We start from the raw sequence: 26,203 nt of genomic DNA, 5'->3' as shown, positions 1-26,203 counted from the left end.
CTGCTGCAGTTGAAGCAGAACCTGAACCAGATGGTGGACTCGCTGAACCTGTTTGCCGGCGAAGTAACCCGCGTGGCCCAAGAAGTAGGCACCGAGGGTAAACTCGGCGGCCAAGCTAGTGTGCCAAATGTGGCCGGCGTGTGGAAGGAGCTGACCGACAACGTAAACTACATGGCCTCGAACCTGACTTCTCAGGTACGAGACATTGCTAACGTAGCTACCGCCGTAGCCCGCGGCGACTTGTCGCAGAAGATGACGGTAAACGTGAAGGGCGAAATTCTGGAGCTCAAGAACATCCTGAACCAGATGGTGGACTCCCTGAACATCTTCGGTGACGAAGTAACCCGGGTAGCGCGTGAGGTAGGTACGGAAGGTAAGCTCGGTGGCCAGGCCAACGTACCCCGCGTTGGTGGTACCTGGAAAGAGCTGACCGACAACGTAAACACAATGGCCGCCAACCTGACCTCTCAGGTGCGCGACATTGCCAACGTAGCTACCGCCGTAGCAAAAGGTGACCTGACCCAGAAGATGACAGTAGATGTAAAAGGCGAGATTCTCGACCTGAAAAACATCCTGAATCAGATGGTGGACTCGCTCAACATCTTCGCCGGCGAAGTAACCCGCGTGGCCCGTGAAGTAGGTACCGAGGGTATCCTGGGCGGTCAGGCCAACGTGCCGAGCGTTTCGGGTACCTGGAAAGACCTCACCGATAACGTAAACACAATGGCCTCGAACCTGACGAGTCAGGTGCGGGACATTGCCAACGTGGCCACCGCCGTAGCCCGCGGCGACCTGAGCCAGAAGGTGACGGTAAACGTGCGCGGCGAGCTGTTGCAGCTGAAAGAAAACCTCAACCAGATGGTGGACTCGCTGAACACGTTCGGCGACGAAGTAACCCGCGTGGCCCGCGAAGTAGGTACGGAAGGCCGCCTCGGCGGTCAGGCCGTGGTGCCCAACGTGCGCGGAACCTGGAAAGATTTGACCGACAATGTAAACACGATGGCCGCCTCGCTAACCTCGCAGGTACGGGACATTGCCAACGTGACCACGGCCGTAGCCCGCGGCGACCTAAGCCAGAAAGTGTCCGTTGACGTTAAGGGCGAGCTGCTCGACCTGAAGGACAACATCAACCGGATGGTGGACTCCCTGAACATCTTCGCCGGCGAAGTAACCCGGGTGGCCCAGGAAGTAGGTACCGAAGGTCGCCTCGGCGGCCAGGCCAACGTGCCCAACGTATCGGGCATTTGGAAAGACCTGACCGACAACGTAAACACGATGGCCGCCAACCTCACTACGCAGGTACGAGGCATTGTGAAGGTAGTAACCGGCGTATCGCAGGGGGACCTGACCCAGAAACTGAAGCTGGAGGCCAAAGGCGAGGTAGCTGAACTGGCCGACACCATCAACCGCATGGTGGACGACCTGAACCGCCTCGCCCTGGAAGTAAGCCGTGTGGCCAAGGTAGCCGGGGTAGAAGGCAAGCTGACCGAACGCGCCACGGTAGGCGGCGTATCGGGTAGCTGGAAGGAAATCGTGGATACGCTCAACGACCTGATCGAATCCATTGCCTCGCCGGTACTCGAAGTGTCCCGCGTGGTACGCGCCATTTCGGAAGGTGACTTGACCCAGAAGGTTGAGATTCAGACCGCCGGCGACATTCTGGCCATGTCCAACGCCTTGAACATCGCCGTAGAAAACCTCAACGAGCTGCTCGGCGAAATCAACGACTCGTCGCAGATTGTAGGGGAGTCGTCGGAGGAAATGGCTGCGAAGGGCCAGGAGATGAGCCGGGTAACGGTTGATGTGGCTTTGGCCATGCAGCAGATGGCCGAAGGCGCTCAGAACCAGGCTTTGAAAACCGACCAGGCCTTTAAGCTGATTGAGGAAATCATGCAGGCCACGAAGGAAACGGCCGGCAAAGCCGATATCGTGAACAAATCGGCTATTCTGGGTGAGCAAACCTCGCAGCTGGGTCTGAAAACGGTGGCGGAAGTGGTGAAAAACATGGAGGAAATCTCCAACGCCGCCGCCCAGACCAGCAAGACCATCGAAGTACTGAGCACCCGCTCCCAGGAAATCAGCAAGTCGCTGGGCGTTATCACCGACATTGCCTCCCAGACCAACCTGCTGGCTCTGAACGCTGCCATCGAAGCTGCCCGCGCCGGGGAAGCCGGCCGTGGTTTCGCGGTAGTAGCCGAGGAGATTCGCAAGCTGGCCGAAGGGTCCCGCAAGTCGGCCTCGGAAATTGCCACGCTGGTAGAAGACGTAAAGAAAGATACGACCTCAGCCGCAACCGCTATTTCGACCATGGAAGGCCGAGTTCTGAAAGGCAAGAATGCAACGTTCGAAGCGTCCAGCGCATTTAAGAACATTGCCACTTCCAGCGGCGAAACGCTCCGCACGTCCCGCGACATTCTCACGGCTACCGAGGTACAGAAAACCTCGATTGGCGACGTTGTGAAATACGTAGAAGAAGTAGTAGCCATTGCCGAGCAAACGGCTTCGGGTACTCAGCAGGTAGCCAGCACCGCCAAGCAGCTGTCCTCGTCGATGCAGGAACTGACTACTTCTAGCCAGAACCTGACCGACATTGCCGATGATCTGCAGGTGGGTTTGTCGGCCTTCCAGCTGATGGAAGACCTGCTGCCCGAGCCCGAGCCGGAGCCAGTACGGGGCGGTTTGCGCCGCATGAGTGCTCAGCGTACGGCAGTACAGCCGGTCGTAATGCCGGCAGCTACTCGGGAGCGGGTAGCCCGCCGGGCCGCTGCCGCTGCCCCCGAGCCAGAGCCCCGTCGGGGCGCTGCTAGTGCCCCGGCCCGCAAGGCCGCCCGCAAGGCGGCTGGTACTACCCCGGCGCCGGAAATGGCGAAGGACAAGCCAGCGGCTACCCGTCGGGTACGGGCCAACGGCAAGCCGGCCACTCCGCCGGAAACCGAAAACGGTGCCGCCAAGCCCGTTGCCAAAGTCCGGTCGAAAGCCAAAGCCAAATAATTCACTTCGTCCATCATTTTGCGAAGCACTCCGGCAGTAGCAATACCCGGATGCTTCTCAACAATGTTTCAGTATGCCTGACCAAGAATCCAGCAGCGAAAAAAAGGCGGCCAAGCAGGACAAGCTCATTCAGCTTATCGTGTTTCGGCTGGGCGACGAGGAATACGGTATCCGCATCGAGCAGGTAAAGGAGGTAACGGTTACCCCCGAAATTGCCCGTATGCCCAAAACGCCGCCGTTTGTGAAAGGCATTGCCAACCTGCGCGGCGACATTATTGCCATCATCGATCTGGAGGAGCGGTTCAAGCTGCGCCCGGCCAGCGACCAGCTGCCGGCCACGAGCTACACGCTGGCCATCGAAGCCAAAGACTACACCATCGGAATAGTGGTGCGGGAAGTGCCCCAGCCCCTGTCGATTCCGTTATCAATCATTGAAAAGGCCCCGGAATTTATCCAGGATATCAACATCCAGGATAAATACATTGAGGGAATTGCCAAAGTGGATGGCCGCATCATCATTGTGCTGGATATGCCCAAGCTGCTGTCGCCGACGGAAATCATGCAGTTGCAGTCGAAATAAGTAATCTTACCCGGCAGCCCCCCGTACACAGGCTTGATTTTCCCCACAAAACCACTTTTTTTCCTTCCCGACTTACTGACCTCCCCTGTATGAAAAACCGCATTCTCATCGTGGACGACTCGTTCTACATGCGTACGATGCTCAAGAATATGCTGACCGATGCCGGCTACGAAGTAGTAGGCGAAGCAGCAAATGGCCAGCAAGCTCTGGAAATGGCCAGCGCCACCCGCCCCGACCTAATTACCCTGGACGTAATCTTGCCCGACAACACCGGCCTCGATGTGCTCAAGGGCATTCGGCTGGAACAGCCCGACGTGAAAGTGGTGATGTGCAGCGCCGTCGGGCAGGAAGTTATTGTGAATGAGGCCCTGGAAAGCGGTGCTACGGCTTACATCGTGAAGCCCTTCTCGGAAGAGAAAGTACTGGAAATCGTAGGCGGCGCCTTACAAAACCAGGATTCTGACTCGTCGGAAGCGTAATCCGTCCTTTGACCTCTGCCCTTCAATAGCCTCGTAATAACCAGCAGACGCCGCTTTTGCGCGCGTTTTAATTCGCTCAGTGCATAACGTTACCGCCCCTTTCACTTTGTTGCTCGGCAACCTGCCCACGTTCGTGCGGCTGGAGCTGACTAGGCTGCTGCATGCTGAGCCCGATTTACGGGTTATTGGCACGGCCGCCAGCGCCACAGAGCTGGTAGCCCAGGCCCGCCGTTTGCGTCCGGGCTTGGTAATTGCGAGTGAAAACCAGCTTTCGAGCTTAGAGCGGCTAAACCGCCAGCACCCGGTGCCGGTGCTGCTCTATAGCACTACGGCGTCCGACACCGCTGTTTCGAGCGAAATGGCCCAGTGGGGAGTCATCGGTTATCTGCTGCCCATTCTGGGAAAAGATCATCCGGAGTTCGGGAGCTACCGGCAGCGGCTTCTGCAAAAAATCCGGGCGATTCGCTCGGGCTTCGCTACTTCGCTGGCTATTAAACGCCCGGCTATTATGCTTCCCCCCAGTGGCGTTGCCGTTATTGGTGGCTCCACCGGCGGCGTGCAGGCCATCGAAAGCCTAGTGCGCACCCTGCCCGCTACCCTAACCAGTGCCGTGCTGGTGGCTATTCACCTGCCGGCTCATTTTACAGAGTCCTTCGTGAACCGCCTGCGACGGGCTACAGCGTTGCCAGTAGTGGTGGGCCAGCCAGGTACGGCGCTGGAAGCAGGCAAGATAATCGTAGCTCCCGGCGGGCAGAATATGGTCGTAAATGCCGTCAGCCGCGGGCCGTGGCTCTCGTGGCACACTGGCTTTACCACCGAAGCCGCGTCGTTGCCGGATGAGCCCTCCGTCGATTTGCTGATGCAGTCGGTGGCCCGCACGGTAGGTCGCAATGCCCTGGGCGTGGTACTTACCGGCTTGGGCCGTGATGGTACACTCGGCGCGCAGTGTATTCGGCAACACGGCGGCTTCGTCATCGCGCAGGATGAGGCTTCCTCGGCCGTATTCAGTATGCCCAAATCGGTGATTCAAACCGGTGCGGCCAACATTGTGTCGCCGCTGAGCGACATTGCCGACTATGTGGGCCGGCTAGCTACTCAGCTGCGCATCAACCGGGTTTCTTCCTTTTCTTCATCAACGCAGTTCGCTACTCGATGAAATCAAGGGAAGAGGAATACCGGGAAATTTTCATGGCTGAGGCGCTCGAGTACTATGATGCGATGAGCCGTCATATCAGCGAGCTGGAAAAAGACCCAGCCGACGAAAAGGCACTGCACGAGCTTTTCCGGCTGATGCACAACCTGAAAGCCAACGCCCGGGCCATGGGTTTCAACGACATCGGGGAAGTAGCGCACCGGATGGAAACCATCTTTGGCCTGATCCGAAGTAAGGAGCGTACCTTCTCCGGTTCCTTAGTGTCGGTGCTGTTTACCGGCGTTGATACGCTGGGCGGCATGATTCGGGCCGTGGACCAGGACGAAGAAGTAGCGAATGCCGATAAGCTACTGCATAACCTGGATTTGCTGGTAGAGGGGGAGGAGCCCATTCTGGAAGAAGATGAAGGGAATGCCGATGAAGATGCCTCGCGCAAGCTGGAGCTGTCGGATCTGGTATACATTCAAATCAAAAAGCTCGACCATCTGCTCAATCTGGTGGGCGAGCTGATCATTGACCGGGACCGGATCCTGACGCTAAGCCAAGAAATCGGCAACCCGGCCCTGCAGGCCGCTGCTTCGCACCTGTTCCGCATTGCCGACGATTTGCAGTATAGCGTGATGGACGCCCGCCTGGTAAACGTAGGCTCGCTGTTCAACAAATTTCCGCGGGTGGTGCGCGACGTGGCCGTGGCCGAGAGGAAGGAAGTAGAGCTGACCATTAACGGACAGGACATCCAGATTGACCGCAACATCCTGCAGATCATCACCGATGCGCTGCTGCACTTAGTGCGCAACGCCATTGGGCACGGCCTGGAAACGCCGGAGGAGCGCGTAAGGGCGGGTAAGCCGGAGCAGGGCAGCCTAATCCTGTCGGCCCAGACCGAGCGCGACGACGTGCTGATTCAGGTTATCGATGATGGCAAGGGCATCAACGTGGACCAGGTGCGCCGCAAGGCCGTGGAGCGTGGGCTAGTATCGGCCGAAGCGGCCCGCAACCTGGACCCTAGTGCCGTACGGGCTTTTCTGTTTGAGCCGGGCTTTTCCATGGCCAAGGAAGTGACCGATATTTCGGGCCGGGGCGTGGGCCTCGACGTAGTGAAGCTGGCCATCGACTCACTCGGTGGGCAGTTGCGCGTCGATTCCGTGCTGGGACAGGGCACTACATTTACCCTCGTGCTGCCTACTTCCATTGCCGTGAAGGGCGCGTTGCTTTTCGAGCTGGAAGAGCGTAGCTACGCTATTCCCCTGATGCACACCGATTCCGTAGTATCGTTGCAGCCCAAGCAGCTCAACGTGGTCGGTGGCATTCTGATGGCCCGTTTGCTTGGGGAAAATATTCCCGTTGTAGATTTGCGCAAGCTCCTCCATGACGGCGACGATGCTTTGATACCTGCCATTAAGACCGAACTGGTTGGCCGGCAGGATATTATCATTGTTAACTACAATAACCGTAAGCTTGGCTTAATCGTGGACCGTTTCCTGCGCCAGCAGGATATCGTTATCAAGCCGATGAGTAAACCACTGGACATGATTGACTTATTCGGGGGCGTTACGCTGCTGGGTAGTGGTCAGGTTTGTCTGGTGATTGACGTACCGGCTCTCACCCGATTGTTTTTGGCCAAACGACCGTAATCAACCTAATGAGACATTCGGGTTTTCCGGCAACGGTCAGCCCCTTCATTTGACCGACTCCTATGGATTTGCACATGACGGAACTAGAGCGCGATATTATCCGCGAGATTCTGAATATAGGGTTGGCCCGCGCGGCCGACTCCTTTGCCGTTATCGCGCAGGAAAAGGTGCTGCTGGAAGTTCCGAATCTGGACATCATGCCGGGGAGCAACATCCTGGATAAGGTGCACGAATATGAAGGTTCGCACGCCATCATTCAATCCGATATCCGGGGCGAGTTCAATGGCACCACGCTGATGTTCTTCTCCGGACAGCACGTGCAGCGCCTCTCGCGGGTGTGCCTGCGCATGTCAGTGCCCGATTCCATTGCCATCGACGAGATGCAGGAGTCGCTGCTGCTGGAAATCAGCAACATCATCACCGGGGCGCTGGTGACCCAGCTGGCTAACATTTTAAAGGCCAAGATCTACGGCGCGCCGCCCACGGCCCCGAAAGGTGATATTGCGGCCTCGCTGCACAACCTGATAGCCAACCAGCCCAAGGTGCAGCCGCTCATTTTCTCGGTTATCACGCAGTTCTCCGACAAGGAAAACTCGGTGGAGCTTCCGCTAATGCTGTTCTTTGACCGTAACACCTTCGAAAAGATTCTGGAAATCATCCGGACCTACGACTTTCTGGGGGGCCAGGAGTCTAACCCGATGACCTGATTTTCTACTCGTTTAGAGGCTGTCCTACCGGCCCGTGTAAACTCTGGCTGACCCCGGAATTTGCCGGCCTTTGGTAGGACAGTTTCGTTTTAAGACCTTCTGGTCCGTTTTGTATCAATTCTTGCCCGCTGCTTATGTCAACTTCAGCCGCCCAGAGCCTGGAAAAAAAACTTGCCGCCTTCGACCCCAATGCCCTGGGAGACAGTGAAGGTGGACTTTACGGACTGCCCTTTACCGTTGAGGAAGCGCAGGTAGTGGTAGTGCCCGTGCCGTGGGAAGTTACCGTTTCGTACCGGGGCGGCACGGCCCTGGGTCCCGAAGCTATTCGGGAAGCCTCACTGCAGGTTGACCTCTACGAGCCCGATATTCCAGAGGCCTGGCGCATGGGACTAGCCATGGAAGAGGAAGACGAAAAAATAGCCGAGGAAAGCCGCAAGCTGCGCACCCAGGCCGCCGACTATATCGGTTGGCTGGAAGACGGCAAACCGGCCGACAAAGCCGGTAATTTTGCCACCGTACCCGCTCAGGTAACTACGCGTGGCAAGTTTCTGCTCGACTGGCTCAAGCAGAAAACCGGCGCTTACCTGGACGCCGGCAAGGGCGTGGTAGTGCTGGGCGGCGACCATAGCACGCCGCTGGGCTATATGCACGCCCTGGCCGAGCGCCACGAGGAGTTCGGTATTTTGCAGATTGACGCCCACTGTGACCTGCGCCCGGCCTACGAGGGTTTCGAGTACTCGCACGCCTCCATCATGTACAACGCCCTGAAGCTGCCCCAGGTGAAAAAGCTGGTGCAGGTTGGCATTCGGGACTTGTGCCAGCAGGAAGCCGAGCTGGTCGACCAATCGGGGGGGCGCGTAGTAATGTTCCACAATCGGTTTCTGTCGAACGAGAAGTTTGCCAAGAAGTCGTGGAAGAAAGTGTGCGGCAAAATCATTGCCCAGCTGCCGCCTAAAGTATACCTGAGCTTCGATATCGACGGGCTGGACCCTAAGCTGTGCCCCGGCACCGGCACGCCCGTGCCCGGCGGCCTCGAGTTTGAGGAAGCGCTGTACCTGATTCGGACCATCGTGGAGTCGGGCCGGACTATTATTGGCTGCGACCTGAACGAGGTAGCGCCCGGCGACACCGAGTGGAACGCCATTGTAGGAGCCCGACTACTGTTTCAAATGGCGCACTGGATGGGCGTTTCGCAGGGCCGTATCAAAGCCAAGATTTCAGAGAAATAGGCCTGAGCCAACGGAATACCCGTTTTTTCGTAAGCGCATCAGCTTACCGCGAAACTTCGCTTTCATCCTCTTTTTTCACCACCAACCACACTACCATGGGTTTCCTGATCAAACTGCTGCTGACGGCCATCATTACCTACGTGCTGGGCAAATACCTGCCGGGCGCCCACCTCGACGGCTTCGGCGACGCTATACTGCTAGTGCTGGTGCTGGCTGTGCTGAACGCGGTATTAAAGCCGATTCTCAAGCTGCTGGGTTTCCCGATTACGGTACTCACCCTGGGCCTGTTCCTGTTGGTTATCAACGCCGTCATTGTGCTGCTGGCCGACTGGATTCTGCCCGGCTTCAAGCTCGACGGTTTCGTGGCTGCTTTGCTCTTCAGCATCGTGCTGTCGTTGGTAACGTCGGTTATTGATATGGTTGTCGACTGAGCAGCGTTTGAATACCACATAAAAAAGGTCTCCTGGTAAATCAGGAGACCTTTTTATGTAATCTGGCCAGACCCTGATGAGGCGGCTGCCAGCTTAGGAACCAGTGAGGAAACAGTGTTTTGAAGCTGCGCTACCCTATAGTTGCCATTACCGGCGCTGCGCAGAGTGCTACCACCCCGACGATTAGCTGTCGGGGTGGTAGCACTCCCCACTCAATACTTGATAACGCGAGTATTAAATTGCTCGGACCCGCTGGTATAGCGCAGTAGATACTGTCCGCTGGGTAGGTCAGTAAGCGCCAGGTGGGTGTTCAGACTGCCCATTGTGCAGGATATCAACGCCACGCGCTGGCCCAGCAAGGAGTATATGGCTACTTCAGCCCCGGGGGCGGCGGTGGGGTGGGTTAGGGTCAGCACATCGGCAGTAGGATTGGGGTACGCGTGCAGCATAGCGGCCCGGCCCGACTTATTGGCCATTACCACCCCGGCTTCGCCTTTTACTTGCACGTTTTTGAGCGTGGCAAACCGCGAACTTGTAGTAGTAGAGCCGCAGCTGAAATATATGCGGAACGTGAGGCGCTGGCCGGCCGGCAGCAGCACCCCGCCGGCTCCGGCAAAGGCCAGCCGGTAAGTAGTGCTGGCATTGGTAGTCAGGATGGGCGTGGCGAAGGCCCCATTGGCGGTGCTGAGCAGCACCCCGCCCGGGCCTCGGCCACCCGATATATCGGCCGAGTCACTCCCAAAGCCGCTGCGTGACCAAACTACGGCCAGTTTGGTGCCGCTGGTCGAACCCGTGACGTAGGAACTGAGCAGCAGGGAGTCGAGGCGCACGGCGGCACTACCGCTCGGCATCACCGTGAATTGCTCGTAATAAGTGCGGTTCAGGTTGCTGCCATTGCCGCCTACCGCCGCCGTCCAGCCGCCCTCGGCACTTGGCGCGAAGGCCTGACCGTACCGGTTGGAATAAGGTGGAATAATGGCCCCCGCCGAACCGCTCGATACCACAAACCTGCGTAGAGTGGACACGCTGGCCACTAAGGCAGTGGCGCGCACAGCTATGCTATCCTGGTTGTTGCGCGTCATGGGCCACCACTGTAGCGGCACCGACTGTGGCAACGCGGCCGCCTGGGCTACGCCCGAAACGGGCAGGGTAACGGTGGCCGCGCCAGGGCTGGTCAGGGTCAGACTACCGGCGAAAGTGCCTACGGTGCTGGCGTTGAGCCGCACACTGAGCGTGGTGCTGGCCACGTTGCCCGCACTGCTTGGGGTAAGCGTGAGCGGTGTGGTGGTGGTAAACCAAGTGGCTCCACCGTTAGCCGACACCTGGTAGCCCGACGGGGGCGTCACGACGAGGCCCGCCGTGAGATTCTCGCCGGATACCAGCACGTTTTGCGGGGCCGAAGGCTGGCTACCGCCCTGCAAAAAGGCTTGCAGGCTACCTGTAGTAAAGATGGTGGGTGTGCTGGAAATCTGAACCGTATCGGTGATGTGCGTTGCCAGCCCATTTTTGGAGGCTCGCACGTAGTAATAATACGAGGTGCCGGGCGTAGGAATGGCGTCGGTCGTACCCGCGTTGACGTTGGTTGCCACGGCATTCGTGGTGGTGTAGAGCGCCGAATAGGTGCCGCGCCGCGTGGTGCTGCGGTAGAGTTCATATTGCACGCCCGCCACGGGCCAGCTCAGGTTCCACTGCAGGGTGGAGGGGGCGGTGGCCGTGCCTTTTACTGCCCGAAAGTTGGACACTACTATCGGGGCGGGGGCGCTGGTGCAAAAAGTGCTGGTCAGGGTGCAGGGGTTCCAGCTGCCCAGCACGGCCGCGCGGGTATACTGGGTCGTGTCGGCATCGGTAAGCTGAATGGTCCAGGGCAGGCGCTGGCTCACGTTCACCAGGTTTCCGCCAAAGTCGCGACTCTGGTATTCGGCGTAAGTAATGACGCTGGTTACCGTGCCCGCATCCCACACCTGCCAGCCTACGGGCTTAATGGTGGGGCCCATAGTCGTGTTCAGCCACACAACTTTGGTGTGTGAACGGTCGGTGGCAGTGGAGCCCAGGTCATTTTGCCAGGGTCGGCCCAGGGTGTAAGTCGTCGTGCCGCGGTTGTCGAGAATCGTGCATTTGCGGAATACAAAGCCATAGAGTTGGCCTGCCTGCGTATTGGCCGCCGTAATATAGCCCCCGCTGCCCCCGTCGCGGCGGGTTTTAGGATAGATGTAGCAGTTCTCAAACACGCCCCGCGCACTGCCGAAGATAAAGTCTACCGTGCCGTCGATATAGCAGTCTTTGAAGTAGTTGCGCAGTCCCGTGCCCGCGTTGAGCTGCACCGTATCCTGGCCGCCGGTGAAACGACAACCCTTAAAGGCGATACGGTCGCCGGTGGTATACATAGCCAGCGCCTGCGGCGTTTCACCCCAGGAATTCTCGAAGGTGATGCTAAACACGGTAATGTCCGAGGCATTGATAATGACCGTGGAGGTATTGCCGACGAATGTAGGAACGGCGGCCTGGTCGTAGGTAATAATGGTATTGGCCACGCTTTCCCCGGTTAGCTGCAGGAAGGGCTTATTGGCCGGAATCGTTACCCGTTCCCGGTACTTTCCGTTCTTAATGAAGATTGTAAAAGGTGTGGTACGGCCCGTAGGGGCCGCATTGATGGCGGCCTGCACGGTGCGGTAAGCCCCGGTTCCGTCCTGTGCCACAACCAGGTCGTAGGTCTGGGCCCGGGCCGTAGCAGCCAGCAACAACAGCAGAATCAACAAGCCATAGCGCACTGACATGGCTGCCGGGAAAAGCGTAAACAATCGTTTCATGGGCAACGAATTAGGGTGGGGGAAATCGTGCCGGCGCGTTAGCTGCAAAACAACGCAGGAGAGTGTAACGCGTTGGATAATAGGTTTGTAACCAATGATTCAGGCGTGTCCGGGTAGCGGGAAACTCGCTGTGCGGGGATGTCCGAGTGAAGCAGCATAGCGGCACTGGTCCACCAGTAAACACACCGTTAGATTCACGCCTCAATATCATTTGGATACGGCAAGCTTGGTTGGAGCAATGAGGCCACAGCGAGAAGTGCTGTGGCATGAAGCTGGAAACGGGTTGCTTACCTGACAAAGTAAAGGTGAATGTAATTTTTATGGGAAAATATTACTCCAGGTAAAAAATTATCGGGAACGATGCCGGTATCGTTCCCATACCTTATTCTGCCTCAGCTTTAAGCGTGCAAATGCTTGCTACGAACCTTTACAGTAAATCAATACGAAATATTTTGCTCTGTCGGCGAGAATGGCAGACCTGGCGAAAAGCAATTATGGATGGTTGCTGGCAGTCAGTTTTTGCAATCAGACACTACCTCGAAAATTGTACTGGCCTGGGGTATGCGGACCCATGTTGCTGGGTATTTCCACGCAAAAGGCTCAGCAGTACGCTGAGCCTCCGGAGTTTTAAGTTGGCAAAAATAGTAATGGCAAATACTGTCTTGCCGGGTTAAGCAGCCTAAGCCGAAGCCTGAACCCGGTTGCGGCGCCGCCGGCGCCACCATGTACGGATGCCCCAAAAGCTAGCCGCGGCTACCAGCAGCAGGGGCCAGGCCGAGACCAAGCCTAGCAGTAAGTCGGTAAACAGGCTCCAGCCGTCGTAGAAAGCCTGCACCAGCCGGCTGCCAAACGAGAGAACCGGCGCGTCGGGAGCGGTTAGTGGAATTACCTGGAAGTAGGAAAGGGTAATGGTAGAATAGGCTACCTGGTCGTTGAGCGTCTTGAGCCGGCTTTCCACCGACTCAATTTCCCCGCGCACGTCGCCTAGCTTCTCCTCGATTTCCAGAATTTCCGATACTTTTTTGGCCTGCCCCAGCAGTGCAATGTAGCGCTGTTCCAGCGCCCGTTTGGTGCGCAGCCGGGCCGCTACATCGGCATGTTCGGAGGTTACATCATCCGTCCCCAGCAGTTTGGATTCGAGAGTGCCCAGGCCGCTGAGGTTGTTGAGCAAGGCCTGAAAGCGGGTTGGTAGCACCCGTATTTCCATAGAGTGGGCCCATTCGCCGTCTTCCCGCTTTTCTGATGACTCCGACACGTACGCGCCGTAAGCCCGAACCAAGGTGTCCATCCGAGCGTTGGCCTGGGCCAGATCCTCAACTCTGACGCGCACCCGGGCATGGTAAATAAGTTTGCGGGTAGGGGCCGGGGCCGCCGAAACGGGGGCCGTTTCATCCGCGTCGGGAGCGGCCTGGCTGAGCATGTGGTCGGTGATGGGGGCTCCTGCGCCGGCCAGAGGCGGCGCTTCCATCAGTTCGTTGGTCCTCAACATCTTGTCCTCAACTGCTTGCTCCGAGTCGGAATGGGTGCTGCAAGCAGCCAGGACCAGCAAAACGGGCAACAACGCACTGATTTTCATGAGCGAAAGGGGTAAAATGAATGTGTCCCACCGCCTCTTTGCCGTCGTGCCGTAACTGTAACGGATGAGTTGCTCCGGCTAGTATGCGCCCAAAAAAGCCCGGCTTTACCAGAAAGCCGGGCTTTGGAAGGAAGAGCAGCTCTGTGCTGGTTACAGCCGCCGGATCTGGGCGCCCAGGGCGTTCAGGCGCTTGTCGATGAACTGGTAGCCGCGGTCAATCTGCTCCACGTTGTCGATAACGCTACGGCCGTCGGCTGAGAGGGCCGCAATGAGCAGAGCTACGCCGGCGCGGATATCGGGCGAGGTCATGCTGATGCCACGCAGGGCGTTGCGCTTGTCGAGGCCAATGACGATGGCGCGGTGCGGGTCGCAGAGGGTAATCTGGGCGCCCATGTCGATGAGTTTATCGACAAAGAACAGGCGCGACTCGAACATCTTCTGGTGAATGAGCACGGTGCCTTTGGCCTGAATAGCCACCACGAGCACAATGCTGAGCAAATCCGGGGTTAGGCCGGGCCAGGTATGGTCCGACACGGTCAGAATGCTGCCATCGAGGTAAGTGGCAATTTCGTAATGGTCCTGGGCCGGAATAAAGATATCATCCCCCCGGATTTCCAGCTGAATGCCCAGCTTGCGGAAGGTATCCGGAATCAGGCCCAGCTCGGCTACCTGGCAGTCTTTGATGGTGATTTCGGAACCCGTCATGGCCGCCAATCCGATGAAAGAGCCGATTTCAATCATGTCGGGCAGCATGCGGTGCTCGGTGCCGCCCAGGCTTTCCACACCTTCGATGGTAAGCAGGTTGGAGCCGATACCGTTGATTTTGGCCCCCATGCGCACCAGCATCTTGCAAAGCTGCTGCAAGTACGGCTCACAGGCGGCGTTGTAAATCGTAGTGGTGCCCTCGGCCAGTACGGCAGCCATGACGATGTTGGCCGTGCCGGTTACCGAAGCCTCATCGAGCAACATGTAGGTGCCGCGCAGGCCATTTTCGGCCTTGATACGGTAGAAGTCGGTGCCTTCCAGTGTGAGCTTGCCACCGAGCTTTTCCAGACCCAGAAAGTGTGTATCCATTGGCCGCCGGCCGATTTTGTCGCCGCCGGGCTTGGGTAGCTGGCACTTGCCGAAGCGGGCCAGCATGGGGCCTAGAATCATGACGGAGCCACGCAGGGCCCGGCCTTGGGCCACAAACTGCTCGGAATCGAGGTAATCGAGGTTTACCGCGTCGGCCTGGAAGCGGTAGGTGTCGTTAGCTAGTTTGCCGACTTTAACGCCCATGTCGCGCAGCAGCTCGATGAGCTTGTTCACGTCGCGGATGTCAGGGATGTTGCTGATCGTGACGGGCTCAGCGGTAAGCAATACCGCGCACAGAATTTGGAGGGCTTCGTTTTTAGCGCCCTGCGGCACGATTTCACCCTTCAGCGGTTTGCCGCCGATTACTTCAAATGAAGCCATGTAGTAACTGGTTGTACGTTGTTCGTTGTTCGGTCCCCGTATTGTTGTTAGTTGTCCGTTGCTAGTTGTGCGTTGTCAGGCGGTAAAGGCTCTAACAACGGACAACTAGCAACGGGCAACTAAAGCCTTACTGCGGGGGCTGCTGCGGCTCCTGGCGACTTTTCTTGCCGCCGCGGCGCTGCTTATCACGCCGGTTGTTGTTGCCGCCGCGGCGGGCTTCCCGGTCGCTCCGGTCGCCGCGCTCCGAACGCTCGGCGCGGGGCTGGGGCACGATGAAGGGCGCAGGCCGGCCGCCGGTAGCGGGTGGCGTAGCAAACTCGAACAGATTCTGGGCATCCACTACGGCCGGGTCCAGCTCCAGCTTGCCGCCCGACAGCTCCTTGAGGTGCTTGAGGATGGTGACGTCCTTTGCGTTTTCCTTGCTGTAGGAGCGGTACAAGAACTTCATGGTGCGGCCGATGGCAATGGTAGCCTGTTCCCGCTCGGCGGCATCTTCGAGGGCAATGGCCTGCTCAATCATCACCTCTACGCTGCGGCCGTAGGGCTTCAGCTTGGGCGACTTGCTGGGGTAGGCCACGCGCTCCGGCTGCTTGGCCAGAATATCGAGCTTGTGCAGCGGGAAGGGGCTATCTACGTCCAGCTCGCCGTCGGTCATTTCGAAAACGTGGTTCCACACTTTCGGCTGGGCGTCGGGCTGGTCACGCAGGCTGGGGTTGAGACGGAAAATGAGCTGCACGATCTGCTGGGCCCGCTTAGTGCGCTCCTCACGGTCTTCAATCGTGCGCAGCTGCTGAATCAGCTCGTAAGTGCTCTGGCCGTATTCGCGCAGTAGCAGTTCGTGTTTAAAAGGGGAAGGTAATGCCATGGAAAAAAGGCGTAGCCGCTTTGAAAAGCCGCTGTTTAAATCAAATTGGATTGGGGCCGGCCGGGCGTAGCATGCTAAGTCACAAGGGGTAGCAGATCGGCCGGAGGCGGCAAGCTGGTCAAGTTACGACGTTCCGGCTAGCTCAGCACCCGCAATTTCGCAAAACTCAGCAATAACGTCTTCTCACCCACTTCTTCGAAGTCGATGATGGCCTTGGTAGAGCCCTGCTGCACTTCGAGCTTGGTTACCTTGCCGAAGCCGAACTTGGGATGTTCCACGCGCTGCCCGGTTTGCAGATTGCTCGTGTCGGAGGGCTGGAAATCGGCGGGCGGGGTGTAGCCCTTGGCCACCATCTTACGCGGCGCGGGCGGAATTAGGTTCGAGCGGCGCTCCACCACGTGGCCAAACGGCGACTCGCCGGGGCCGGCCGAAGAGAACTTGAAGTCGACGAACTGCGGGTCAATTTCGTCCAGAAAGCGGCTTTTCTCGCAGCTGCGCAGATTGCCCCACTGGTAGCGGGAGGTGGCGTAGCTGAGCGTGAGCTTCTTTTCGGCCCGAGTAATGGCCACGTAGAACAGGCGGCGCTCCTCCTCCAGGTCGGCCCGGGAGGTTATCATCATCTGGCTCGGAAACAGGTTTTCCTCCATGCCCACGATGTAGACGTTGCGGAATTCCAGGCCCTTGGCCGAGTGAATGGTCATCATCGTCACCGATTCGCCATCATCCTTGGCGTCCTTGGTGTCGGCGTCCGTCACGAGGGCAATATCCTGCAGGAAGGAGGCAAGGCTTTTATCCTCACGCTCGGGGTCCTCAGTGTAGGCCTTCACGCCGTTGAGAAGTTCCTGAATGTTTTCGTAGCGGCTCAGGCCCTCGATGCTTTTATCGGCGTAGAGCTCCTCAATCATGCCCGAGTTCTTGGCAATAAACTTGGCCGCCTCGAAGGCATCTTCCTTGGCCGCCAGCACCGCGTAGCTCTTGATCTGCTCGGCAAACGTCTCAATCGGGTTGGCAATGCGGGCCGTCAGGAAGGAATTAGCGTTGCTGACCACTTCCCACATCGTGTGATTCGACTCCTCGGCCGTGTTGATGAGCTTGCTGATGGTCGTGTCGCCGATGCCGCGCTTGGGGTAGTTGATGACGCGCCGCAGGGCCTGCTCGTCGTTGTGGTTCACCGTCAGGCGCAGGTAGGCTACCAGGTCCTTGATTTCCTTGCGCTGGTAGAACGAGAGGCCACCAACGATTTTATACTTGATGTTGAGCTTGCGCAGGGCCTCTTCCATGGCCCGGCTCTGGGCGTTAGTGCGGTAGAGGATGGCAAAGTTGTCGTAGGACAGATGGTGGTTCATCTTGTCCTCGTAGATGCTGTTGGCCACCAATTTGCCCTCCTCGTTGTCGGAAGCGGCCTTAATGACCTCAATCAGGGTGCCGTCCTCGTTATCGGAGAAAACGTCTTTGCGCAGCTGGGCCTTGTTGTTTTTGATGACCGAGTTGGCGGCCTTCACGATGTTCTTCGTGGAGCGGTAGTTCTGCTCCAGCTTGAAGACCTGCAGCTCGGGGTAATCTTTCTCGAAGTTGAGAATATTGGTAATATCGGCGCCGCGGAAGGCGTAGATACTCTGGGCATCGTCGCCCACCACGCAGATATTCCGCTCTTTAGCCGCCAGCTTACGCGTAATCAGGTACTGCGAATAGTTCGTGTCCTGATACTCGTCGACCATCACGTACTTGAAGATGTTCTGGTACTTGTTCAGCACGTCGGGGTGGTCCTTGAAGAGCACGTTCGTGTTGAAGAGCAGATCGTCGAAGTCCATGGCGCCGGCCTTGAAGCAGCGCGAGGCATATTGCTGGTAGATGGCCCCGATTTTGGGGCGCAGCGCGGCCTCGTCGTCCTGGCGAATCACCGGGTCGTTGACGTACTGCTGCACCGAAATCAGCTTGTTCTTGGCGGCCGAAATCCGGCCCAGTACCATGCTCGGCTTGTAGAGCTTGTCGTCCAGGTCCAGCTCCTTCACAATCTGGGTGACGAGCGTTTTGGAGTCCTGGGTATCGTAGATGGTGAAGTGGCGGGGAAAGCCGATTTTGTCGGCCTCGGAGCGCAGGATTTTGGCAAACACCGAGTGGAACGTGCCCATCCACACGTTCTTGGCATCGGGGCCCACTACCTTCTCGATACGGGCGCGCATTTCCTTGGCGGCCTTGTTGGTAAAGGTCAATGCCAGGATATTGAACGGGTCGACGCCCTGTTCGAGCAAGTTGGCAATGCGGTAGGTCAGCACCCGGGTTTTGCCCGAGCCGGCACCGGCGATAATCATGCAGGGGCCGTCGATTTGCAGTACCGCGGCGGCCTGGGAGGGGTTCAGGAGTTTGTTGTAATCTAATGCCATTCGTCAGGTAATATCAGCGCCTCGGCTAAGGGGCAAAGGTAGGGCTTTGCCTGCGGAGTTGCAGCCTTGTCAGCAGAGTTTCCGGATTGGGTTGAACTGCTTCTCAACGCTGGGTGTATCTTTGCAGTTCGCTTCTTTGCAATGCCATGATTATCATTCAGAATACCGTCATTTCCGACGACATCCGCGACAATTTCTTTGTCTGCAACCTGGAAGCCTGCAAAGGAGCCTGCTGCGTGGAAGGCGACCTGGGCGCCCCGCTCGAAGCTCACGAGCTGCAGGTTCTGGAGCAGGAATACGACAAGATCAAGCCCTTTATTACCGAAGCCGGGCAGCGGGCCATCGAGCAGCAGGGCCTCTACATTAAGGACTGGGAAGGCGACTTCAGCACCACCACCATCAACGACCGGGAGTGCGCCTATGCCCTCTACGACGAGCGGGGAATTCTGAAGTGCGGCATTGAGCAGGCCTACCTGGCGGGCGTCACGACGTTTAAAAAGCCCATCAGCTGCCATTTGTACCCGATTCGCATCACCAAGTACGAGGACTTCGAGGCCCTCAACTACGACCGGTGGAATATCTGCAACCCCGCGTGCAGCTTCGGCTCTACGCTCGGGGTGCGCATCTACCAGTTTCTAAAAGACCCGCTGGTGCGCAAGTACGGCGAGCAGTGGTACGAAGAGCTGGTAACCGAAATCGAAACCAACAGCCCGCCGGTGAATGCTTAAGCGGGGAAGGAAAAGGCCGACTGCATAGTCGGCCTTTTTTTGTGGGCTTCTCAGGGCCGCGTCGGCACCTTGGTACCAACAGCCGGCAGCGCCTGGCCCTCGTAAAACCGCGGCCGGGAGCCACCGACCGTGGAAAGAAGTATGATGGCCAGCACCGGATACACGAACAGAAGCAGGGTAATATAATGCACGCCCTGAATCCGCCGCATGGCGCGGGGCAGCAGGAGCAACAGCAGCACGAAACCCGCAACTGGTCCCAAGAAAACCAGGAGCAGCGGAATTTCCTCGCCCGTGTAGTTGGGCTCGTTGTACTTCATTTCGCTCATCATGCCTTCCCCGGCTGTGTAGCTGGCCACTTCCGCCCGCGCAAACACATAGCTTTGAGTAAGGCCCGCCAGCAGCAGGCAGCCCAGCAGAATGCCAATCGGGGCCAAGTAGTAGCGGATGTTTTCCCGATTCTGATAAAGCCAGTAGCCATACAAAAAGACAATGGCCGACAAAGAAACGGCCGGAATCAGGGAAGAAAGCATAGGGCGAGGCGAAACGAGTTTAAATATAGCAGCCTGTCGGAGGGTGTTTGGCACAACTGCCCGTCGGTGACTGGTTAACGCCCGAACCATTGTAGAGACGCCAGTAGGCACCCTCTACACAGGGCAAAGGCCGACTGCAGAGTCGGCCTTTGCCTTTGATCCGGCAATGTGTTCGTGCTGAGGCGTTACTTTGGAGGATGGAAGAAATGTATGTCGGCCGAGTGCTGACCGTAGCGCAGATTCAGGCGTTCCTGCAAGCTGTGCTGCCGGAGCTTACCGTATTCGAATGGAGTATGATGGTAGGTGAAGACGAGCCAATGGTATTCGATTCAACCAATGCTACGCATATCTTTTTCGAAACTACTACGTCAGAAGTGCCGCACTTTCCCCAGCATCTGGCTATCTATCGTACGCCACACGAGGACTGGGAAGCGCGGAGCCTGTGGCTTGGGCAAGGATTGTCGGCTACATATGCGGTAGCGGTGCTAGTGCCCTTCACGCACCCCGAACAGCCGCTCGACCCCTATTATGACATCATATTCCAAAATGGCAGCAGCTACCTGGCCGACGACAGCCAAACCGACTTTGGAGAGCCAGATGCCAAGCCAGTGCGCATCCTTGGGGCGTATGATTTACCGCCAGCCACATTTGATGCTTCCGGCAACTTGATTGAAGCCCGGTAAAACCCCAAAAGGCCCGACTACTGTAGTCGGGCCTTCACCATTCACCTCACTAAACTAACTTTCTTTACTGCCAGGTTTCGGTGCGCGTCTGGCTGGTGCCGCTGGGCGTGAAGGTGCGGTTGGTACCGCCTTCGTAGAGCACGTTGCCGGCCGCGTCCTTGCGGATGTACTTGTACTGCACGCTCGTGCCGCTGGTCAGGTTGATGGTGCCTTTCCACACGGGGTAAGCCGCGCCGCTGAGCTTGATGGCGTTGGCCGTGTTCCAGGCGCCAAGCTGGGCGGTGCTGCCCAGCACGTACACATCCTGGCCCGAAACGGTGCCGCTGTAGGTCACGTTAAACGAAACCGCTGTGGTAGTGCCGGTGGGCGGGGGCGTGGTGCTGCCGGTGCCGGGCACCCACACCGAGTAGCTGCGGGCATTGACGGGAAAGGTACCCACACCGCTGGCGTTGGTCGTAACCGTGGCCGTGCTGTTGCCGGTCTTATCGGTCAGCGTCACGCTCTTGAAGGGCGTGGTAATGGACTTTGAGCGGCCGGTGCTGCCGTCGTTCAGCATCACCAGCAGGCCGGGGTGCGTGGCGTCGCCGGCGCGGGAGTAGGCATACACATCGGCGTCGTTGATGGACGTGTACTCGTTTGCCGTGCCGTAGGCATTGGCCCGGCGGATGTCGATGAGCTTCTTGATCTGGGCGCCCAGGCCGTAGTTGTAGTAGTCCTTATAGAACACGCAGGGGTAGCCTTTTTCGCGGGTCAGGATGTAGGCGTAGGCCAGCATCTTGAGGTTGGTAACGGGCGAATACAGTGCGCCGGGGTGGTCGGTGTCGTGGTTATCGACGAAGGAAACCGACAGTGCCCCGTTGGCCTCAGTGAAGCCGGCGAATTGCAGACCGCGCATGTCCCAGGCACCGTTGCCATTGCTCATGTCTTGGAAGGTGTAGTGCAGGGGCACATCGAACAGGCTGGTGCGGCCCCCGGTGGCGGCGGCGTAGTTGTTCAGGTCGCCCAGGTTGCGGAACCAGGCCTCGCTCACGGCAAAGCGGGTGCCTTTCACGTTGTCGAGCCAGCGGTTCACGTAAGCCGTCTGGATGTGCTTGGTAGCGTCGAGGCGGTAGCCGTCGAGGCCGAGCTTGGTGGTAATCCAGTTGCCCCAGGTAATGGTTTCGTTGGCGTTGTTGACGTCGGCGTAGCGGATTTCCGAGCCCAGCAGGTTGTCGTAGGCGTCGTTGTTGGCGTAGGGCTGAAAATCGTAGGCGGCCCACTGGTACCAGCCGTTGTTGGGTGCCTGCTGGGTGGCCGAGAAGTTGTACCAGTGCCACTTGTAGGAGCTGTAGGTGTTGTTGCGGCCCGGGTAGGTGAAGCTGGTGTAAACGTTGTACTGGTTGTTGGCCAGTTCCTGGTTGTCGGCGAAGGTGAGGTGGTTCATTACCATATCCTCGTACACCTGAATGCCCTGGCCGTGCAGAGCCGTAATAGCGCCCTGCAGCTGGCTAATAGTGCCATAGCGCGTAGCCACGGTACCCTTCTGGTTGAACTCGCCCAGGTCGTAACGGTCATACACGCCGTAACCCACGTCGGTGGCGCTGCCGCCTTTGTAGGCGGGCGGTATCCAGAGAGCCGTAATGCCGGCAGCTTTCAGCTCAGCGGCCTTGCTGCCCAGGTTTTGCCACCAGGTACCGGCGGGGTTGCTCTGGGGCACGTCCCAGTAAAAAGCCTGCATCATCACCCCATTTACCGCCACGGCATTGGAGGTGGTAGGCGCCGCGGCGGGCGAATTGGTAGTGGTAGGCTGCACGGCATCCTTGGTGCAGGACGGCAACAGCAAGCCTGCGGCAAGCAGACCCGAAAGGGCCGCTGTCGATAGTTTGTTCATACTGTGGGAATTTTGGTTAGAGCGGAATTATAGGGCAAGTATAAAGCTATATTGTATAAATCGTACTATATAATTACAATATTTTCAATAAAAGTCATTTTGGATAGTTAGAATGCAATGGCAAGTGGGTGAAAGTGTTGCAAGGAAATATGGCTAGTGTGAAGCGTAATAAATTATGCAAGTAATCATCAGTCTGGACTTGGTTTTGTGTAATCATCTTATTGCCAGCGTCAAACACAAGCTAGCGGCCCGCGCTAAGGCCGTTTATAGGTCACATGCTTTGCCCACAGGCTTGACCGAGCAATAGCAGTAAAAGCAAAAAACGCCCATCTCCGAAGAAATGGGCGTTTTTATAGCAGCCGGAAAGTCCTACAGCGTCGAGAAGTCGAACGAGGTTTCCAGGAAGGCGGTGGTGAAGTTGCCGGCTTTGAAATCCGGGTTGTCCATTAGCTTCAGGTGGAAGGGGATGGTCGTTTTCACGCCTTCTACCACGAATTCCGACAATGCGCGCTTCATTTTCACGATGCACTCCTCGCGGGTCTGGGCCACGGTGATGAGCTTGGCAATCATCGAGTCGTAGTTCGACGGGATGGTGTAGCCCGCGTACACGTGGGTGTCGACGCGTACGCCGTGGCCGCCGGGAATGTGCAGCACGGTGATTTTGCCGGGGGAAGGGCGGAAGCCGTTCTTGGGGTCTTCAGCGTTGATGCGGCACTCCATAGCGTGCATCTTGGGATAGTAGCTGTTGCCCGAAATCGGGACGCCGGCCGCCACCTTGATCTGCTCCTTAATCAGGTCGTAGTTGATAATTTCCTCCGTCACGGGGTGTTCCACCTGAATGCGGGTGTTCATTTCCATGAAGTAGAAGTCGCGGTTGGCATCCACCAGAAACTCGATGGTACCCACGCCTTCGTAGTTGATGGCCGAAGCGCCGGCAATGGCGGCTTTGCCCATCTTCTCGCGCAGCTCGTCGGTCATGAAGGGCGAAGGGGCTTCCTCTACTAGCTTCTGGTGCCGCCGCTGAATCGAGCAGTCGCGCTCCGAAAGGTGGCAGACGTGGCCATACTGGTCGCCACAAATCTGGATTTCGATGTGACGGGGCTCCACCACGAATTTCTCCAAGTAGATACCGTCGTTGCCGAAGGCCGCTTTGGCTTCGGTGCGGGCGTCGTTCCAGCCTTTTTCCAGCTCCTCGTCGTTGTGGGCCACGCGCATACCGCGGCCACCCCCGCCGGCCGTAGCCTTGAGGATAACCGGGTACTTGATTTTGTGGGCAATCTTGAGGGCATCCTGCAGCGAGTCGAGCAAGCCCACCGAGCCGGGAATGCAGGGCACACCGGCCTTAATCATGGTGGCTTTGGCCGAAGCCTTGTCACCCATCTGGTTGATCATCTCGGGCGTGGCCCCGATGAACTTGATATTGTTTTCCTGGCAGATGCGCGAGAATTCCGCGTTTTCCGACAGGAAGCCGTAGCCGGGGTGAATGGCGTCGGCGTTGGTGATTTCGGCGGCGGCAATCAGCGTAGGAATGTTCAGGTACGACTGGGCGCTGCTGGGCGGCCCGATGCACACGGCTTCGTCGGCGAAGCGTACGTGCAGGCTTTCCTTATCGGCAGTGGAGTAAACGGCCACCGTTTTGATGCCCATTTCCTTGCAGGTACGAATAATGCGCAACGCAATTTCGCCCCGGTTGGCAATCAGTATTTTCTTAAACACAGCTCTGGGGTGGATGTAAGAACTAAGAGCTTAGAACCAAGACTTCCAACGGCATTTCCGTGGTTTAGTCTCCGTTCTAAGCTCTCACTTCTCGGTTCTCAAATTACATTGGCTCAATCATGAACAGGGGCTGGTCGTACTCCACCGGGGTGGCGTTTTCGACCATGGCCTTCACGATGCGGCCCGAAGCTTCAGCTTCAATCTCGTTGAAGAGCTTCATGGCTTCGATGATGCAAATAACCTGGCCTTTTTCCACCACGTCGCCCACATTGACGAAGGCGGGCGTTTCGGGGCTGCTGCTACGGTAGAACGTGCCAATCATCGGGGCTTTTAGGGCCTGCTGCGTGCTGCTGGCCGCGGCTGGTGCCGGAGCGGCTGTTGGGGCTGCAGCAGCGGCGGGCGCGGCGGCGGCTGCAGGGGCCGGGGCGGCCTGCGGGGCGGCAGCTGGCGCGGCGTAGCTGCTCACCACTTTCGTGTTGGGCTCGCGCTGTACCGAGATTTTAAACTCCTCGGTTTCGATGTTGACTTTGTTCAACCCTGATTTGGCGATAAAATCAATCAGGTCCTGTAGTTCTTTGGCTTTCATGGCGGCTTCGGTGGGGTGTTTCGGCTGCTTATTTGACTCTTTCGACATAGGAGTAGTCGCTTGTCTTGACGCGGATTTTGGTATCGGTATCAATGAACAGCGGCACCTGAATACGGGCCCCAGTTTCTACCGTAGCGGGCTTGAGTGTGTTGGTGGCCGTGTCGCCGCGCAGGCCGGGCTCGGTGTAGGTCACTACCAGCTCCACGGTGGTGGGCAGTTCGGCGGTGAGGGGCTGCTCGGTTTCGGCGTGGAAGAGGATGGTGCACTCTTGGCCTTCCTTCATCAGGTCGGCGAAGGGCACCATGGCCTCGGGCAGCGAAACCTGCTCGAAGGTAGCGTTGTCCATAAACGTGTAGCCGTAGTCGTCCTTATACAGGAACTGGTGCGGGCGTTGCTCCACCCGGGCCGTGGTTACTTTCACGCCGGCGTTGAAGGTATTGTCCAGCACTTTGCCGGTTTTGATGTTACGGAGCTTGGTGCGCACAAAGGCGGGACCTTTGCCCGGTTTCACGTGCTGGAATTCGGTAATGACGTACAGGTCATTGTTGTACTCGAGTACCAGACCGTTGCGAAAATCTGCGGTAGTGGCCATGCTTGGGAATTTTGAAAGGAATATGCTAACAGGAAGAGGCTAGGCTACGGAAATGCGCCAAACGCTCTACCTGCTTAAGTTTCAGGGTTTCAGGTACTGGCCGGAAACGCAACGTGCCGTCCCGGAGAGTGGCGGGGCGGCACGTTGGGAGTGCAAGTATAGGAGTTTTCCGCGTCCAGCCCGCTTATTCTACGCGTGTTGCGGGTCAGGATTCGGGTCGTAAGCCCATTTTATGTAGATAGAGCCCCAGGTAAAGCCCCCGCCAAAGGCCGCCAAGATGATATTGTCGCCTTTATGCAGCTGCTGCTCATAGTCCGACAAGCACAGCGGAATTGTAGCGTTGGTCGTGTTGCCGTAGCGGTGAATGTTGAGCATTACCTTCTCCGGACCCACGCCCATGCGGTTGGCCGTAGCGTCGATAATACGCTTGTTGGCTTGGTGTGGTACCAGCCAGGCCACGTCTTCCTTGGTCAGGTTGTTGCGCTCCATCACCTCGGCGGCTACGTTGGCCATGTTGGTTACGGCAAATTTGAACACCGTAGCACCTTCCTGGTAGATGAAATGCTCTTTGTTGGCCACCGTTTCGGCCGAAGGCGGACGGCGCGAGCCGCCGGCTTTCTGGTACAGATACTGCTCTCCCTTACCGTCGGAGCGCAGCACTTGGTCGAGGATGCCGTAGCCCTCGGTGCTGGGTTCCAGCAGCACGGCCCCGGCTCCGTCGCCGAAGATGATGCAGTTGGCGCGGTCGGTGTAGTCTACGATGCTCGACATCTTGTCGGCACCTACTACAATGACCTTCTTGTACATGCCACTCTGGATAAACTGCGCGCCGGTAGCCAGCGAAAACAGGAAGCCCGAGCAGGCGGCCTGCACGTCGTAGCCAAAGGCATTGGTAGCGCCTACGCCGGCCGAAATAATGTTGGCCGTGGCCGGAAATACCAAATCGGGTGTAGTCGTGGCGCAGATAATGAGGTCAATTTCCTCGGCCCGGGTACCGGTTTTGTCCAGCAGTTGCTGCACGGCCTTGATGCCCATGACGGAAGTGCCCTGGTTTTCCCCCTTCAGAATTCGTCGTTCTTTGATGCCAGTTCGCGTCGTAATCCACTCGTCGGTGGTATCCACCAGCTTTTCGAGTTCCTGGTTGGTCAGCACGTAGTCGGGCACGTAGGCGCCCACTCCGGTTATGGCAGCAGTGATTTTCATTCGG

21 protein-coding genes are annotated in these 26,203 nt (G+C 57.7%); 10 read left to right on the top strand and 11 right to left on the bottom strand.

The features are described from left to right. From LGH74_RS20255 to LGH74_RS20220, 8 genes are all read left to right on the top strand, one after another. Positions 1-2,991, top strand: a 2,991-nt coding sequence (locus LGH74_RS20255) for a methyl-accepting chemotaxis protein (RefSeq protein WP_226178934.1), incomplete at its 5' end; no start/stop codon positions are given. Between the two features lie 73 nt (positions 2,992-3,064). After that, positions 3,065-3,571: a chemotaxis protein CheW gene (locus LGH74_RS20250; RefSeq protein WP_226178931.1), complete on the top strand. Its 507-nt coding sequence runs from the start codon at positions 3,065-3,067 to the stop codon at positions 3,569-3,571. An 89-nt stretch (positions 3,572-3,660) separates the two neighbouring features. Beyond that, on the top strand, positions 3,661-4,050 hold the full coding sequence (locus LGH74_RS20245) for a response regulator (RefSeq protein ID WP_226178928.1): 390 nt from the start codon (positions 3,661-3,663) through the stop codon (positions 4,048-4,050). 79 nt (positions 4,051-4,129) lie between these two features. Further along, positions 4,130-5,206 carry a chemotaxis protein CheB gene (locus LGH74_RS25145; protein WP_226178925.1) on the top strand — a complete coding sequence of 359 codons (1,077 nt, stop codon included), beginning with the start codon at positions 4,130-4,132 and terminating at the stop codon, positions 5,204-5,206. Beyond that, the gene (locus LGH74_RS20235) at positions 5,203-6,837 is read left to right on the top strand and encodes a chemotaxis protein CheA (protein ID WP_226178922.1); all 1,635 of its coding nucleotides are present in this window, start codon (positions 5,203-5,205) and stop codon (positions 6,835-6,837) included. The genes LGH74_RS25145 and LGH74_RS20235 overlap by 4 nt, the downstream gene beginning before the upstream one ends. Before the next feature lie 74 nt (positions 6,838-6,911). After that, positions 6,912-7,544 carry a chemotaxis protein CheC gene (locus LGH74_RS20230; protein WP_226178919.1) on the top strand — a complete coding sequence of 211 codons (633 nt, stop codon included), beginning with the start codon at positions 6,912-6,914 and terminating at the stop codon, positions 7,542-7,544. A 134-nt stretch (positions 7,545-7,678) separates the two neighbouring features. Then, positions 7,679-8,773: an agmatinase family protein gene (locus LGH74_RS20225; protein WP_226178917.1), complete on the top strand. Its 1,095-nt coding sequence runs from the start codon at positions 7,679-7,681 to the stop codon at positions 8,771-8,773. A gap of 95 nt (positions 8,774-8,868) precedes the next feature. Then, positions 8,869-9,204: a phage holin family protein gene (locus LGH74_RS20220; protein ID WP_226178914.1), complete on the top strand. Its 336-nt coding sequence runs from the start codon at positions 8,869-8,871 to the stop codon at positions 9,202-9,204. 212 nt (positions 9,205-9,416) lie between these two features. Here the strand turns inward: LGH74_RS20220 and LGH74_RS20215 are convergent, their stop codons facing one another. The 5 genes from LGH74_RS20215 to LGH74_RS20195 all read right to left on the bottom strand — a co-directional run bounded on the left by LGH74_RS20215 (position 9,417) and on the right by LGH74_RS20195 (position 18,291). Then, positions 9,417-12,011, bottom strand: a complete 2,595-nt coding sequence (locus LGH74_RS20215) for a pectinesterase family protein (RefSeq protein ID WP_226178911.1) — start codon at positions 12,009-12,011, stop codon at positions 9,417-9,419. Positions 12,012-12,690: 679 nt separating this feature from the next. Then, entirely contained in the window at positions 12,691-13,587 is an 897-nt protein-coding gene (locus LGH74_RS20210; protein ID WP_226178908.1) for a DUF4349 domain-containing protein, read from the bottom strand. A 150-nt stretch (positions 13,588-13,737) separates the two neighbouring features. Further along, complete coding sequence (gene murA, locus LGH74_RS20205; RefSeq protein ID WP_226178905.1) at positions 13,738-15,042, bottom strand: UDP-N-acetylglucosamine 1-carboxyvinyltransferase; 1,305 nt, start codon at positions 15,040-15,042, stop codon at positions 13,738-13,740. A gap of 127 nt (positions 15,043-15,169) precedes the next feature. Further along, positions 15,170-15,907: a DUF4290 domain-containing protein gene (locus LGH74_RS20200; RefSeq protein WP_226178902.1), complete on the bottom strand. Its 738-nt coding sequence runs from the start codon at positions 15,905-15,907 to the stop codon at positions 15,170-15,172. Between the two features lie 137 nt (positions 15,908-16,044). Beyond that, entirely contained in the window at positions 16,045-18,291 is a 2,247-nt protein-coding gene (locus LGH74_RS20195; RefSeq protein ID WP_226178886.1) for an ATP-dependent helicase, read from the bottom strand. A gap of 146 nt (positions 18,292-18,437) precedes the next feature. Between LGH74_RS20195 and LGH74_RS20190 the strand changes: the two genes are divergently transcribed. Next, the gene (locus LGH74_RS20190) at positions 18,438-19,019 is read left to right on the top strand and encodes a DUF3109 family protein (RefSeq protein ID WP_226178883.1); all 582 of its coding nucleotides are present in this window, start codon (positions 18,438-18,440) and stop codon (positions 19,017-19,019) included. A gap of 50 nt (positions 19,020-19,069) precedes the next feature. On the opposite strand, the gene LGH74_RS20185 is transcribed toward LGH74_RS20190, so the two are convergent. Next, positions 19,070-19,549 (bottom strand): hypothetical protein, encoded by a 480-nt coding sequence (locus LGH74_RS20185; RefSeq protein ID WP_226178866.1) that lies wholly within the window; start codon positions 19,547-19,549, stop codon positions 19,070-19,072. A 197-nt stretch (positions 19,550-19,746) separates the two neighbouring features. Here LGH74_RS20185 and LGH74_RS20180 point away from each other — a divergent pair, with 197 nt between their 5' ends. Further along, positions 19,747-20,232, top strand: a complete 486-nt coding sequence (locus LGH74_RS20180; protein ID WP_226178863.1) for a hypothetical protein — start codon at positions 19,747-19,749, stop codon at positions 20,230-20,232. Between the two features lie 64 nt (positions 20,233-20,296). Here LGH74_RS20180 and LGH74_RS20175 read toward each other — a convergent pair whose 3' ends face one another. From LGH74_RS20175 to LGH74_RS20155, 5 genes are all read right to left on the bottom strand, one after another. Continuing rightward, positions 20,297-22,102: an alpha-amylase gene (locus LGH74_RS20175; RefSeq protein ID WP_226178861.1), complete on the bottom strand. Its 1,806-nt coding sequence runs from the start codon at positions 22,100-22,102 to the stop codon at positions 20,297-20,299. 369 nt (positions 22,103-22,471) lie between these two features. Then, positions 22,472-23,818, bottom strand: coding sequence for an acetyl-CoA carboxylase biotin carboxylase subunit (accC, locus tag LGH74_RS20170; protein ID WP_226178858.1), 1,347 nt, complete (start codon positions 23,816-23,818; stop codon positions 22,472-22,474). 103 nt (positions 23,819-23,921) lie between these two features. After that, positions 23,922-24,404, bottom strand: a complete 483-nt coding sequence (gene accB, locus LGH74_RS20165; protein WP_226178853.1) for an acetyl-CoA carboxylase biotin carboxyl carrier protein — start codon at positions 24,402-24,404, stop codon at positions 23,922-23,924. A 28-nt stretch (positions 24,405-24,432) separates the two neighbouring features. Next, a complete protein-coding gene (efp, locus tag LGH74_RS20160; protein WP_226178850.1) occupies positions 24,433-24,996 on the bottom strand; it encodes an elongation factor P in 564 nt (187 codons plus the stop codon). Between the two features lie 189 nt (positions 24,997-25,185). Then, positions 25,186-26,199 carry a beta-ketoacyl-ACP synthase III gene (locus LGH74_RS20155; protein ID WP_226178833.1) on the bottom strand — a complete coding sequence of 338 codons (1,014 nt, stop codon included), beginning with the start codon at positions 26,197-26,199 and terminating at the stop codon, positions 25,186-25,188. Between the last annotated feature and the right edge of the window lie 4 nt (positions 26,200-26,203).

Origin of the sequence: Hymenobacter lucidus (genome assembly GCF_020447265.1) — a bacterium.
Classification (GTDB): Bacteria; Bacteroidota; Bacteroidia; order Cytophagales; family Hymenobacteraceae; genus Hymenobacter; species Hymenobacter lucidus.
The sequence above is the reverse complement of the archived record's forward strand: the minus strand, read 5'-3'. Positions and strand labels throughout refer to the sequence as shown.

Bases quoted from the DNA above. Each gene is read 5' to 3' on its own strand.
- LGH74_RS20250 (WP_226178931.1), top strand. From the start codon at position 3,065: ATGCCTGACCAAGAATCCAGCAGCGAAAAAAAGGCGGCCAAGCAGGAC.
- LGH74_RS20245 (WP_226178928.1), top strand. From the start codon at position 3,661: ATGAAAAACCGCATTCTCATCGTGGACGACTCGTTCTACATGCGTACG.
- LGH74_RS20235 (WP_226178922.1), top strand. From the start codon at position 5,203: ATGAAATCAAGGGAAGAGGAATACCGGGAAATTTTCATGGCTGAGGCG.
- LGH74_RS20230 (WP_226178919.1), top strand. From the start codon at position 6,912: ATGACGGAACTAGAGCGCGATATTATCCGCGAGATTCTGAATATAGGG.
- LGH74_RS20225 (WP_226178917.1), top strand. From the start codon at position 7,679: ATGTCAACTTCAGCCGCCCAGAGCCTGGAAAAAAAACTTGCCGCCTTC.
- LGH74_RS20220 (WP_226178914.1), top strand. From the start codon at position 8,869: ATGGGTTTCCTGATCAAACTGCTGCTGACGGCCATCATTACCTACGTG.
- LGH74_RS20215 (WP_226178911.1), bottom strand. From the start codon at position 12,011: ATGAAACGATTGTTTACGCTTTTCCCGGCAGCCATGTCAGTGCGCTAT.
- LGH74_RS20210 (WP_226178908.1), bottom strand. From the start codon at position 13,587: ATGAAAATCAGTGCGTTGTTGCCCGTTTTGCTGGTCCTGGCTGCTTGC.
- murA (WP_226178905.1), bottom strand. From the start codon at position 15,042: ATGGCTTCATTTGAAGTAATCGGCGGCAAACCGCTGAAGGGTGAAATC.
- LGH74_RS20200 (WP_226178902.1), bottom strand. From the start codon at position 15,907: ATGGCATTACCTTCCCCTTTTAAACACGAACTGCTACTGCGCGAATAC.
- LGH74_RS20195 (WP_226178886.1), bottom strand. From the start codon at position 18,291: ATGGCATTAGATTACAACAAACTCCTGAACCCCTCCCAGGCCGCCGCG.
- LGH74_RS20190 (WP_226178883.1), top strand. From the start codon at position 18,438: ATGATTATCATTCAGAATACCGTCATTTCCGACGACATCCGCGACAAT.
- LGH74_RS20185 (WP_226178866.1), bottom strand. From the start codon at position 19,549: ATGCTTTCTTCCCTGATTCCGGCCGTTTCTTTGTCGGCCATTGTCTTT.
- LGH74_RS20180 (WP_226178863.1), top strand. From the start codon at position 19,747: ATGGAAGAAATGTATGTCGGCCGAGTGCTGACCGTAGCGCAGATTCAG.
- LGH74_RS20175 (WP_226178861.1), bottom strand. From the start codon at position 22,102: ATGAACAAACTATCGACAGCGGCCCTTTCGGGTCTGCTTGCCGCAGGC.
- accB (WP_226178853.1), bottom strand. From the start codon at position 24,404: ATGAAAGCCAAAGAACTACAGGACCTGATTGATTTTATCGCCAAATCA.
- efp (WP_226178850.1), bottom strand. From the start codon at position 24,996: ATGGCCACTACCGCAGATTTTCGCAACGGTCTGGTACTCGAGTACAAC.
- LGH74_RS20155 (WP_226178833.1), bottom strand. From the start codon at position 26,199: ATGAAAATCACTGCTGCCATAACCGGAGTGGGCGCCTACGTGCCCGAC.